The following is a 12,318-nucleotide window of genomic DNA, read 5'->3' as shown; positions in this document are numbered from 1 at the left end:
TTGCTAAGAATACGTTATTAATGCTCGGACGCAGGTCTTGCGTCCAAGTGCCCGTCGGCAGGGGAGAAACCGTGGGGCTCATCCCAAAAAGTCAGTCGCCGCTTGTAGGCGTCGACATCAGTTCGACTGCGGTAAAGCTTTTGCAGCTGTCCCGCAGCGGCAATCGTTTCCGCGTGGAACATTACGCTGTGGAACCTCTTCCGCCGAATGCGGTGGTGGAGAAGAACATCGTCGAAGTGGAGGCCGTCGGTGAGGCCATCCGCCGGGCGATGAACCGTTCAGGCAGCAAGGCCAAGTTGGCCGCTGCCGCCGTCGCGGGGTCGGCGGTGATCACCAAGGTGATCCCGATGCCGGCCGATCTCGACGAAAACGACATGGAAGCCCAGATCGAGCTGGAAGCGGTCAACTACATTCCGTATCCGATCGAGGAAGTGAACCTGGACTTCGAGGTGATCGGGTCGATCCCGAACAACCCGGAGATGGTCCAGGTGCTGCTGGCCGCGTCGCGTTCGGAGAATGTCGAGCTGCGCCAGTCCGCGCTGGAGCTCGGTGGCCTGCAGGCCAAGGTGATGGACGTGGAGGCCTTCGCGGTCGAGAACGCCTACGCCCTGGTCGCCAGCGAGCTGCCGGTGTCCATCGACGGCGTGGTTGCGCTGGTCGACATCGGCGCCACCATGACCACCCTCAATGTCCTGCGCGGCGGTCGTAGCCTTTACAGCCGCGAGCAGGTGTTCGGTGGCAAGCAGCTGACCGACGAGATCATGCGCCGCTATGGCCTGAGCTACGAGGAAGCCGGGCTGGCCAAGCGCCAGGGCGGCCTGCCGGAAAGCTACGAGATGGAGGTGCTGGAGCCGTTCAAGGAAGCCACGGTCCAGCAGATCAGCCGCCTGCTGCAGTTCTTCTATGCAGGCAGCGAATTCAACCGCGTCGATCACATCGTGCTGGCCGGCGGCTGCGCCGTGCTCGGTGGCCTGCCGGAGATGGTCGAGGAACAGCTGGGCGTGCCGACCGTGGTCGCCAACCCGCTGGCGCAGATGACCCTGGGGCCGAAGGTGAACGCGCATGCGTTGGCCCAGGATGCCCCCGCGCTGATGATCGCGACCGGTCTGGCGCTGAGGAGCTTCGACTGATGGCACGCATCAATCTATTGCCCTGGCGCGCCGAGCGGCGCAAGCAACGCCAGCGCGAGTTCTACGCAATGCTGGGCATGGCCGCTGTCGGTGGCCTGCTGTTGTCGCTGATGATCTGGTTCTATTACGACCGCCAGGTGAGCGGCCAGATGGACCGCAACGCCTATCTGGAAGCCGAGATCGAGAAGGTCAAGGAACAGAACAAGGAGATCGATCGCCTCGACGCGCAGAAGGAACGCCTGCTGGCCCGCAAGAAGGTGATCGAGGAACTGCAGGCCAAGCGCTCGCAGATGGTCCACCTGTTCGACGCGCTGGTACGCACCATTCCCGATGGCGTGGTGCTGACCGCGCTGAAGCAGGAAGGGGATGTGCTGACGCTGGAAGGCCGCACCCAGTCCAACGCCCGCGTTTCGGCCTACATGCGCAACCTGGAGACCTCCGGCTGGATGACCAATCCGGAGCTGTCGATCATCGAAGCGCGTGACCCGGAGAAGGACAAGGATGGCAAGGTCGGTCCGCTGGCCGACATCAAGGCGCTGCCCTACGTGTTCGTGGTCAAGGTGAAACTGCCGGCACAGAGCGAAGAGGTCTCGGCGACGCCGGGCCTGAACGCCGATGGGTCGGTGGCGACGGCTGCGCCCGCACCGGTGGCTCCGTTGGCCGCAGGTCCGGGTGCCGCGACGCCTGCGGCTCCGGCAGCGGGCCAGCCGGCAGCGGCTCCCGCTGCACCGGCCGCTGCACCGCCGGCCAAGCCGAACCAACCGGCCGCTCCGGCCGCCGCGCCGGCCCCGGCACCCGCCCCGAAGCCTGAGGGCAGCCGCCTGGCGCAGCCGCCGCAGGCCTTCAATGCGCTGCTGCAGGGGGACCGCGCATGAGCCAGAAGATCGACATCAAGAACCTGGATTTCAACGACATCGGCAACTGGCCGCAGAAGGCCAAGATCGTCTTCTGCTCGTTGCTGGCGCTGGTCATCATGTTCGTGGCGTGGATGCTGCTGATCAGCGGCAAGCGCGAAGAACTGGCCGGCCTGGAATCGAAGGAAGTCGAGCTGCGCGCCGAGTTCACCAAGCAGCAGGAACGCGCGGTGAACCTGGGGCCGCTGAAGCAGCAGCTGGCGCAGATGGAGCAGGTGCTGCAGCAGATGCTGCGGCAGCTGCCGAGCAAGACCGAAATGCCCGACCTGATCATCGACATCTCGCAGACCGCGCTGTCCAGCGGCCTGACCAACGAGCTGTTTGAGCCGGAGCAGGAGCAGATCAAGGAGTTCTACGCCGAGAAGCCGATCAAGCTGCGCATGGTGGGCAGTTACCACCAGTTCGGCGCATTCGTCAGTGGCGTGGCCTCGTTGCCGCGGGTGGTGATCCTGACCATGCATGACATCAACCTCAAGCCCAAGGAAAAGACCGGCGGCAACGTCCGCAGCGGTGCACTGGAACTGTCCGGTACGGTCAAGACCTACCGTTACCTGGACGAGACCGAAGTGCAGGCGCAGCAGGCGGCCGACGCTGGCAAGGAGGGCAAGAAGTGATGCGCGCGCAGACCGTACGTGGTGCGATGGTGCTGGCTGTACTGCTGCTGGCCGGTTGCGGCCGTGGCGTGACCAGCACGCCCGGCGACGCACCGAACCTTGAGAAGTGGGTGGAAGGCGAGCGCGCGCGACCGGCGCAACCGCTGGAGCCGCTGCCGGTGATGCAGCAGTTCGAGACCTTTGAATACTCCGCGCAGGGCATGCGCGATCCGTTCACCGATGCCTGGACCAATCCGCAGCAGGGGAACGGCGGATTGCGACCGGACCCGAACCGGCGCAAGGAGCCGTTGGAAGGCTTCCCGCTGGATGCGCTGGACATGGTCGGCACCATCGGTACCGGTGCAGGCACCGTGGCGCTGGTGATGGGGCCGGACAAGGTCACCTACCGGGTTCGCCCGGGCGGTTACCTGGGGCAGAGCGACGGGCGGGTCACGGCGGTCTTCGAAGACCGCGTGGAGCTGATCGAACTGGTGCCGGATGGCGCGGGTGGCTGGCTGGAACGGCCGGCAACGCTCTCGCTTGAAGATCAATGATCGTTTACTGGGGATAGCACGATGACCTTTCACCAAGCCAAGGGGCTGCGTCCCATCCGGCGCTCTACCTTGAACCGTGTCAGCGCGCTGGGAGTCGCGCTGATGCTGGCCTGCGCTCCGGCGCTGGCTGCCGCACCGGCGGAAAAGCCGGTGGGCGCCACCGTGGCACCGGCCGCTGCGCCGGCAGGCCTGTCGGTGGCCAAGATCGATTTCAAGCGTGGCGATGACGGCGCCGGGCGCCTGATCGTGCAGTTCGACGGGCAGGGCGCGATCCCTGACCTGCGCACGCAGGGCAACAGCGTCGTGGTCGACGTCGGCAATGCCCGACTGCCGGCCAACCTGCAGAAGCCGATGAACGTCACCGACTTCGCCACGCCGGTACAGCGCATCGACGCCAAGCCGTCCGGTGCCGGCACCCAGCTGGTGCTGAGCACCGGCGGTGCAGTGGAGTCGCTGGCCTACCAGAGCGGCAATGAGTACGTGGTCGAGATCAGCCCGCGGCAGGCCCCGGCCGCCGTCGGCGCGGTCACTGCCGGCAGCGTCACCCAGGCGGCCAAGGCCGTCGGCCAGCGCGGTTTCACCGGCAAGCCGGTGACCTTCAACTTCCAGGACGTGCCGGTGCGCACCGTGCTGCAGTTGATCGCCGAGGAGTCCAACCTGAACGTGGTTGCGTCCGACTCGGTGCAGGGCAATGTGACCCTGCGCCTGGTCAATGTGCCGTGGGACCAGGCGCTGGACATCGTGCTGCGCGCCAAGGGCCTGGACAAGCGTCGCGACGGCAGCGTGATCTGGGTGGCGCCGCAGGCCGAACTGGCCAAGTTCGAGCAGGAGAAGGAAGACGCGCGCATCGCCATCGAGAACCGCGAAGACCTGCAGACCGACTACATCCAGATCAACTACCACAGCGCTACGCAGATCTTCAAAGCGCTGACCGAGGCCAAGGGCATCGGTGGCAGTGGTGGTGGTGGCAGCGGCGGTGGTTCGGGCAGCTCGTCGCAGGAAGACAGTGGCTTCCTGTCCTCGCGCGGCCGCATCGTGGCCGACGAGCGCACCAACACGCTGATGATCAGCGACATCCCGAAGAAGATCGCGCGCATGCGCGAGCTGATCAACGTGATCGACCGCCCGGTCGACCAGGTGCTGATCGAAAGCCGCATCGTCATCGCCACCGATACCTTCGCCCGCGAACTGGGTGCGAAGTTCGGTGTCAGCGGCAGCCGCGACAACGTGTACTTCAGCGGCAGCCTGGATGCCAACGCCAAGACCCGCGAGTCGCAGGTGACGACCGACCTGGCCAACGCCAAGGCCGAGCGTGACTGGGAAGCCGGTGGCCGGGTCGGCCCGCCGCCGGTGAAGTCCGGCTCGGCGATCACCCGTGGCCTGAACTGGAACCTGCCGGTGGCCGCCGCCAGCAACCCGGGTTCGCTGGCACTGTCCATCCTCAATGCCGGTTATCTGCTGGATGTGGAGCTGTCGGCCATGCAGCAGGAATCGCGAGGCGAGGTGATCTCCAACCCGCGCGTGGTCACCACCAACCAGCGCGAAGCGATGATCAAGCAGGGCAAGGAGATCGGTTACGTCACCATCAGTGGTGGTACCGCTGGCGGCGTGGCGACGCCGAACGTGCAGTTCAAGGAAGTGGTGCTGGAGCTGAAGGTCACTCCGACCATCACCAACGACAACCGCGTGTTCCTCAACATGCAGGTGAAGAAGGACGAAGTCGACCAGCTGATCCAGCTGGAGGGCTACGGTACCGTGCCGTCGATCAACCGCCGCGAAGTCAATACCGCGGTGCTGGTCGAGGACGGGCAGACCGTGGTGATCGGTGGCGTCTACGAATTCACCGATCGCAACAGCATCAGCAAGGTGCCGTTCCTGGGCGACGTGCCGTTCCTGGGCAACCTGTTCAAGAAGCGCGGTCGCAACAAGGACAAGGCCGAACTGCTGGTGTTCGTCACCCCGAAGGTGCTGCGCGTGGCCAAGCAGAACTGAGCCATCGCTCCGAAGTCTTCGAAGAAGGGCCGCCCTGTGCGGCCCTTCCTCGTTTCTGCCGGTAGATCCACGCCCTGCGTGGATGCGCTGTTCAGCCGTTCTTGATGCCAATCGCAGGGCACCCTGCGATGATGTCGGGAACCCGTGCCGTCCCGCGCCGGTCAAAGGCCCCCATGAACCTGCCACCGCCGATGCCCGAAACTGTCTCGCCGCCGCCCGCGCCGGCAACCTCACGCCTGCATGCGGCATTCACCCAGCTGCGCGATGCGTTGTCGACCGAGATCGTCGGCCAGGCGGCCCTGGTCGAACGCCTGCTGATCGCGTTGCTGGCCGACGGCCACCTGCTGGTGGAGGGCGCGCCGGGCCTGGCCAAGACCACGGCGATCCGTGCACTGGCCTCGCGCCTGGAAGCAGACTTTGCCCGCGTGCAGTTCACCCCCGACCTGCTGCCGGCCGACCTCACCGGCACCGAGATCTGGCGCCCCCAGGAGGGCCGCTTCGAGTTCGTGCCTGGCCCGATCTTCCACCCGATCCTGCTGGCCGACGAGATCAACCGTGCGCCGGCCAAGGTGCAGTCGGCGCTGCTGGAAGCCATGGGCGAGCGCCAGGTCACGGTTGGCCGCCATACCTATGCGCTGCCGCCGCTGTTCCTGGTGATGGCCACGCAGAACCCGATCGAGCAGGAAGGTACCTTCCCGCTGCCGGAAGCGCAGCTGGACCGCTTCCTGATGCATGTGCGCATCGGTTACCCGGACCAGGCCGCCGAATCGGAGATCCTGCGGCTGGCCCGTGAGCGTGCCCGTGGCGCATTGGGTGAGGCCGCGCCGGCGCCGGACAAGATGCCGATGCAGGACGTGTTCGACGCCCGCCGCGAAGTGCTGGACCTGCACATGGCACCGGCACTGGAGCGCTACCTGATCGAACTGGTGCTGGCCTCGCGCGATCCATCGCGCTACGACGCCGGCCTCGGCCGCCGCATCGCATGGGGGGCAAGCCCGCGCGGATCCATCGCACTGGAGCGCTGTGCCCGTGCGCGCGCCTGGCTGGCCGGCCGCGACTTCGTCACCCCCGATGACGTGCGTGCGGTGGCCGCTGATGTGCTGCGCCATCGCGTGCTGCCCAGCTATGAAGCCACCGCCGAAGGCTGGGACGGCGAGCGCCTGGTGCAGGAGCTGCTGGCCCGGGTGCCGGCACCCTGAGCCTGCGCATGACCGATCGATCCCTGGAACAGGCACCGTCTGCGCTCGAAGGTGACGGGCTGCGCCCGCAGCTGGCCGAACTGGTCGCGCTGCGTCGGCTGGCACAGCGTCCGCCGCCGCCGCGCCGTGGCCGCACCGGCAACGCGGGCCAGGCACCATCCCCGCTGCGCGGCCGCGGCATGGAGTACGCCGAGTCGCGCGAATACGTGGCCGGCGACGACGCGCGCCACATCGATTGGCGCGTGACGGCGCGCACCGGCCGCGCCCATACCAAACTGTTCCAGGCCGAGCGTGAGCGGGTCAGCCTGATCGTGGCCGACACGTCGCCGGCGCTGTACTTCGGTACCCGCGTGCGCTTCAAATCGGTGCAGGCCGCACGCGCGGGTGCTGTCGCCGCGTGGTCGGCGCAGCGCCGTGGCGACCGCGTGGGCGCATTGCGTGGCAGCGACCGCGAAGCGCCGATCACCCCCGCAGGTGGGCCACGCGGAGTGCTGCGCGTGCTCGACGCGCTGACCCGCTGGTACGCACAGCCGCCGGCCGATGATCTGGGCCTGGAGCGCGCGCTGGATCATGCCGGCCGCGTGCTGCGCCCAGGCGCGCGCATGCTGGTGCTGGCCGATCCGCAGCAGGCCATCCGCATTCCGCCCGCGCGCTGGAGCGCGCTGGCCCAGCATCACGACCTCAGCCTGGTGCTGCTGGTCGATCCACTGGAGCTGCGGCCACCGTCGGCGGCGTTGCAGTTCCAGACCGCGCAGCAGCGCATCGGTCTCGACCTGCGCCGCAGCGAAGTGCAGGCGCACTGGCAGGCGCATTTTGTCGAGCCGCTGCAGGAGCTGCGGCACCAGCTCGGCGCGCGCCGCGTCGACGTGCAGGTGCTGTCCTCCGATGCGCCCAGCGACGCCTGGCTGGCGCCGTCGCCGACCGAGGTGCCGGCATGAGCGCCGCGCTGCCGTTGCGCGATGTGCAGCTGCCGCCGGCACCGTCATGGTGGCCGCCAGCCCCCGGTTACCTGATGATCGGCGCGGTGGTCGTGCTGGTGCTGCTGGTGATCGCCGTGGTGATGTGGCGACGTCGCCGCCGTCGCGAGCGCTGGTTGCAGCTGTTCGATCAGGAACTGGCAACCGCCCCCGACGCTGCGGCCGAACTGGCGGCCATCGCCGGACTGCTGCGCCGTGCCGCACGCCATGCACGGCCGGGCAGTGAATCGCTGCGCGATGACGCCTGGTGGCAACGCCTCGACCCGCAGCGCACGCTGGCCGATGACCACCGCAGCCTGTTGGCCGAAGGCGCCTATCGCCCGCGCGTCGACAACCGCGACGTGGCGGCCATACGCAGCTGGGCCCGCGAACGCTACCTGGCGATGCTGCTGGAGCGCCGCCGATGAACCTGCTGGCAAGTTACTGGCCATGGCCGGACCTGCAGCTGGCGTGGCCGTTGGCCCTGCTGGCCCTCCCGATGCCGCTGCTGATGCGCTGGTGGAAGCGCCGTGCAGCGCCGGGTGCTGCACTACGCGTCCCCTACGCTGCCGCCGAGCTGGAAGCGCTGTCCGGTGGTGGCCGCGTCGACGTGTCGTGGCTGCGCACGCTGCTGCTGTGGCTGGGGTGGTGTGCACTGTGCATCGCGCTGGCGCGACCGCAGCAGCTGGGCGACGCCATCACGCCCCCGCAGGAGGGCCGACAGATGATGTTGGCGATGGACGTGTCCGGAAGCATGGGCGAGGGCGACATGGTGCTGGGCGACCAGGCGGTCGATCGCCTGACCGCAGCCAAGGCCGTGCTTGCCGACTTCCTGGATCGTCGTGCGGGCGACCGCGTCGGCCTGCTGATCTTCGGCGACCGCGCCTACACACTCACGCCGCTGACTGCGGACCTGGCCAGCGTGCGCGACCAGCTGCGCGACAGCGTGGTCGGCCTGGCCGGGCGCGAGACCGCCATCGGGGATGCCATCGGCCTGGCGGTCAAGCGCCTGCGCACCCAGCCGGAGGGACAGCGCGTGCTGATCCTGCTGACCGATGGTGTCAGCAATGCCGGTGTGCTGGAACCGCTGCGCGCCGCGGAAGTCGCACGCGCCGAAGGCGTGCGCATCCACACGGTTGCGTTTGGCGGCGATGGCAGCATGCGGTTGTTCGGCATTCCGATTTCCACCGACCAGGATCCGGTCGATGAGGCCACTCTGAAGAGGATCGCCAGCATGACCGGCGGCCAGTTCTTCCGCGCGCGTGATACCGCGCAGCTGGCCGGGATCTACGCCGAGCTCGATCGCCTGGAGCCAGTGGCCGCAAAGGGCCCGAGCCTGCGCCCTCGCGAGGAACGCTATGCGTGGCCGTTGGGCCTGGCATTGCTGCTGGGCGCATTGGCCTGGCTGTGGCCGGAGCGTCGCCGATGATCGCGTTTGCTTCGAATCTTCCCGACTGGAACGCGCTGCACTTCCTGCGGCCCGAGTGGTTGTGGGCGCTGCTGGCGCTGCCGCTGATCATCGCGTTGGCGCTGTACCGGCAGCGACGCAGTGATGCGTGGCGGCAGGCCGTGGATGCACATCTGTTGCCACATCTGCTGGCCGCCGGTGCGAAGCGTCGCGTGCGCCTGCCATGGGCGCTGCTGCTGGGCTGGACACTGGCATCGCTGGCGATGGCCGGGCCGAGCTGGCGGCAGCAGGCGCAGCCGATGTTCCAGGCCAGCGCACCGCTGCTGGTGGTACTGGACCTGTCCAGCCGGATCAGCGCAACCGATCTGCCACCGTCGCGCCTGCTGCAGGCGCGCGCGAAAGTGGGCCAGCTGCTGCGCGCGCGCCAGGGCGGGCAGGTGGGCCTGGTGGTGTATGCCGATGATGCCTACACCGTGGCGCCGCTGACCGACGACGGCAGCAACGTCGCGCTGTATCTGGATGCGCTGTCGCCGGACGTGATGCCGCGCGATGGCCAGCGTGCCGACCGCGGCATCGACTGGGCAACACGGCTGATGCGGCAGATTGGTGCGCTGCAGGGGCAGATCCTGCTGGTCAGCGACCAGGCGGATGGTGAAGCTGCACTGGCGGCAGCGCAGGCACGCAGCCTGGGCCTGCAGGTGTCGGTGCTGGGCCTGGGCACGCCTGCCGGTGCGGCCTACCGCGATGGCAGCGGGCAGATCCGCCAGGCTGCGCTGGATGAGGGCAGCCTGCGCGCGGTGGCCACTGCAGGCGGCGGCCGCTATGCACGCATCTCCGCCGATGACAGCGATCTGCGTGCGCTCGGTGTACTCGACGCGCGCGAAGGCACGGCGGCGCAGCGGCCGGGCGAAGGCAAGCAGTGGCGTGACGAAGGCTTCTGGCTGCTGCCGCCGGTGATGCTGCTGGCATTGCTGGCCTTCCGCCGTCGTGCGCTGCTGGCGGCGGTGCTCGCGGTCGGCCTCGTGCCATGGATGAATGACGCGCAGGCGCAGGCACCTGCGACGCAGGCCTCGCAACCCGCGCAGGGCACGCTGTGGAAGCGTAGCGACCAGGCGCAGCATCAGCGCCTGGCCGAGGGGGTCCAGGCTTACCGCAACGGCGACTTCACCACTGCACGCAAACGCTTCGAAGGCATCGACAACGATGCCGGTTGGTACAACCTGGGCAACACGCTGGCACGCGAAGGCAACTACGACGAAGCGATCGCCGCCTACGACCGCGCGCTGGCGTTGCATCCCGGCATGGCCGATGCGGTCGCCAACCGTGCCGTGGTCGATGCCGCGCGCAAGCGCAGGCAGTCCGGTGGCAAAGGCCAGGATCAGCAGAAGCCACCGCAGAGCGGGCAGCAGAAGCAGCAGAACGATGCCCCGGGCCAGCAGAACCCGCAGGGCCAGAAGCCGCAGCAGGGACAGCAGAATCCCGGCCAGGGCCAGCAGGGGCAGCCCAAGGCGGGTGACGACAAGAACCCGTCGAGCCCGCAGCCCGGCCAGCGCGGCCGCGATGGCCAGCAGGCGCCACCACAGGTGGAGGATGCCAAGGCACAGGCCCAGGCTGATGAGCAGCAGCGCCAGCGCATGCAGCAGGCGATGCAGCAGGCACGCGAAGGCGAGGCTGGCAAGGACGGCAAACCCGTACCGGGGGCTGAGGGCCGCACGCCGCGCGAGCGCGAGGAGCAACAGGCGGTGGAAGCGTGGATGCGGCGTGTGCCGGACGATCCGGGCGCGTTGCTGCGGGCCAAGTTCCAGCTGGAAAACGAACGCAGGAAGAGGGAAGGGCGATGACGCGGGCGATCAACATGCACGGGCACTGGTCACGGCCGGTACTGGCGGCGCTGTTGCTGTGGCTGCCGCTGCTGGCCTGGGCGCAGCCACGCGCCTGGCTGGATCGCGACCGCATCGCGATGGGTGATACGGTCACCCTCAATGTCGAGAGCGATCAGGGCGCTCCCGACTTCACGCCATTGCGCACCGACTTCGACCTGAGCGGCCAGACCAGCAGCCGCCAAGTGGAATGGAGCAATGGCAGCATGCAGCAGCGCAACCTGTATGGCGTGGCGCTGACCCCCCGGCGCAGCGGTGCGCTGGTGGTACCGGGCCTGCAGGTGGGCAGTGCGCGAACCGCGCCGCTGACGCTGCAGGTCGATGCGGCCGCCGTGGCCGGACCTGACAGCAATGCGATGGCCTTCATCGAGACCGTTGTCGATGACGATACGCCGTACGTGCAGCAGAGCGTGGGCGTGGTGGTGCGCTTGTATTTCGCCTCGCAGCTGGCCTCCGGCGAGCTGGTGCTGGACACCCCGGCGGGCGCGTCGTTGCAGCGGGTGGGCGATGACCGCACCGACGTACGCCAGGTCAACGGGCGCCGCTACAACGTGGTCGAACGACGTTTCCTGCTGATCCCCGAGCGCAGCGGCGCGTTGCGGCTGTCCGGTGCGCGTTTCAGCGGGCGCAGCGCCGGAGGTTTCTTCGATGACTTCTTCGGGGGCGGCGATGGCCGCATGAATGCCACCGGCGCAGACCGCACGTTGCAGGTGCAGGCACAGCCGGCACAGGCGCCGCAGCCGTGGTTGCCCCTGCAGAGCCTGCAGCTGCGCTACACCAGCGCGCCCACCAGTGCCCGTACCGGCGAGGCAGCCAACGTGGTGGTCGAAGCGGTTGCCGAAGGCGCGACCCGAGCACAGTTCACCGACCTGCCGGTGCCGGATGTCGGCGCCAACGCGCAGGTGTTCGCCGAACCGGCACAGTACGAAGAGACCTTCAACGGCAGCACGCCGCGCCTGAAGATCACCCGCCGCTATTCGATCGTGCCGCGCCAGCCGGGTTCGCTGGTGGTGCCGGGACCACGCCTGCCCTGGTGGGATGTGCGCAACGGCAAGGCACAGGAAGCGAAGCTGCCGGACCTGACGCTGGCCGTTGCGGCCGGTACCGGCGCCGCCACTGCCTCGCCGGCAGCGCTGCCACCGATCGACACCGCTGCCGCGCTGCCCGGCAGCGATGGACAGGATGCGCGTATCGCCGCGACCGATCCACGCGCCAGCGGCCTGTCCGAGCGACCGTGGCCATGGATGGCGGCGGCCATTGGCCTGGCGCTGCTGTGGCTGCTGACCCTGTTGTGGGGCTGGCAGCGAGGCCGACGCCCGCGTGTGGCGGCGCCTGCAGCCGGCACGCCCTCTGTGCCGACCGTAGTGAGCGGACGCGCGGGCCTGGCCGAACTGCGCCGTGCGCTGGATGGTGAAGGCTTCGACCAGGTGGAGGCACGGCTGTGTGCGATGGCCGGCGTGAAACGCATCGAGCAGGTCATCGCCCGGCTGGATGACCCGGCCCAGCGCCAGGTGTTGCTGGACCTGCAGCAGGCGCGCTGGGGCGGGCAGGGCGAACTGGCCCCGTTGCGCGCGCGCCTGCGTGAGGTCTTCCGTGACGGACCGCACTGGTCGGCGGCAACCGGCGCCGCCGACACTGGCCTGGCGCCGCTGTATCCAACGCGGCGAACCTGAACCGGCGCCGCTTGCGCGC

11 protein-coding genes are annotated in these 12,318 nt (G+C 68.4%); all 11 read left to right on the top strand.

The features are described 5' to 3' along the window. Positions 1–71: 71 nt before the first annotated feature. The 11 genes from ACSDHM_RS14790 (at position 72) to ACSDHM_RS14740 (ending at position 12,299) form a co-directional block, all read left to right on the top strand. Positions 72–1,130: a pilus assembly protein PilM gene (locus tag ACSDHM_RS14790; RefSeq protein ID WP_014038321.1), complete on the top strand. Its 1,059-nt coding sequence runs from the start codon at positions 72–74 to the stop codon at positions 1,128–1,130. Further along, on the top strand, positions 1,130–2,005 hold the full coding sequence (locus ACSDHM_RS14785; protein WP_088497528.1) for a PilN domain-containing protein: 876 nt from the start codon (positions 1,130–1,132) through the stop codon (positions 2,003–2,005). Before ACSDHM_RS14790 ends, ACSDHM_RS14785 begins: the two co-directional genes overlap by 1 nt. Continuing rightward, positions 2,002–2,658, top strand: a complete 657-nt coding sequence (locus ACSDHM_RS14780; protein WP_057493352.1) for a type 4a pilus biogenesis protein PilO — start codon at positions 2,002–2,004, stop codon at positions 2,656–2,658. Before ACSDHM_RS14785 ends, ACSDHM_RS14780 begins: the two co-directional genes overlap by 4 nt. Further along, positions 2,658–3,191 carry a pilus assembly protein PilP gene (locus ACSDHM_RS14775; protein WP_005418914.1) on the top strand — a complete coding sequence of 178 codons (534 nt, stop codon included), beginning with the start codon at positions 2,658–2,660 and terminating at the stop codon, positions 3,189–3,191. The genes ACSDHM_RS14780 and ACSDHM_RS14775 overlap by 1 nt, the downstream gene beginning before the upstream one ends. 21 nt (positions 3,192–3,212) lie before the next feature. Next, positions 3,213–5,183, top strand: coding sequence for a type IV pilus secretin PilQ (locus ACSDHM_RS14770; RefSeq protein ID WP_065185316.1), 1,971 nt, complete (start codon positions 3,213–3,215; stop codon positions 5,181–5,183). 173 nt (positions 5,184–5,356) lie between these two features. Then, positions 5,357–6,382, top strand: a complete 1,026-nt coding sequence (locus ACSDHM_RS14765) for an AAA family ATPase (RefSeq protein ID WP_005418911.1) — start codon at positions 5,357–5,359, stop codon at positions 6,380–6,382. Positions 6,383–6,390: 8 nt separating this feature from the next. Further along, positions 6,391–7,320 (top strand): DUF58 domain-containing protein, encoded by a 930-nt coding sequence (locus ACSDHM_RS14760; protein ID WP_252745411.1) that lies wholly within the window; start codon positions 6,391–6,393, stop codon positions 7,318–7,320. Further along, positions 7,317–7,766, top strand: a complete 450-nt coding sequence (locus ACSDHM_RS14755; RefSeq protein WP_072168469.1) for a DUF4381 family protein — start codon at positions 7,317–7,319, stop codon at positions 7,764–7,766. Before ACSDHM_RS14760 ends, ACSDHM_RS14755 begins: the two co-directional genes overlap by 4 nt. Further along, a complete protein-coding gene (locus ACSDHM_RS14750; protein ID WP_334271245.1) occupies positions 7,763–8,767 on the top strand; it encodes a vWA domain-containing protein in 1,005 nt (334 codons plus the stop codon). The genes ACSDHM_RS14755 and ACSDHM_RS14750 overlap by 4 nt, the downstream gene beginning before the upstream one ends. Continuing rightward, complete coding sequence (locus ACSDHM_RS14745) at positions 8,764–10,587, top strand: tetratricopeptide repeat protein (protein ID WP_334271244.1); 1,824 nt, start codon at positions 8,764–8,766, stop codon at positions 10,585–10,587. Before ACSDHM_RS14750 ends, ACSDHM_RS14745 begins: the two co-directional genes overlap by 4 nt. After that, on the top strand, positions 10,584–12,299 hold the full coding sequence (locus tag ACSDHM_RS14740; RefSeq protein ID WP_252745409.1) for a BatD family protein: 1,716 nt from the start codon (positions 10,584–10,586) through the stop codon (positions 12,297–12,299). The genes ACSDHM_RS14745 and ACSDHM_RS14740 overlap by 4 nt, the downstream gene beginning before the upstream one ends. Positions 12,300–12,318: the final 19 nt, after the last annotated feature.

The sequence above is a fragment of the Stenotrophomonas sp. T8 genome (assembly GCF_051853085.1).
GTDB lineage: Bacteria > Pseudomonadota > Gammaproteobacteria > Xanthomonadales > Xanthomonadaceae > Stenotrophomonas > Stenotrophomonas sepilia.
The sequence above is the reverse complement of the archived record's forward strand: the minus strand, read 5'-3'. Positions and strand labels throughout refer to the sequence as shown.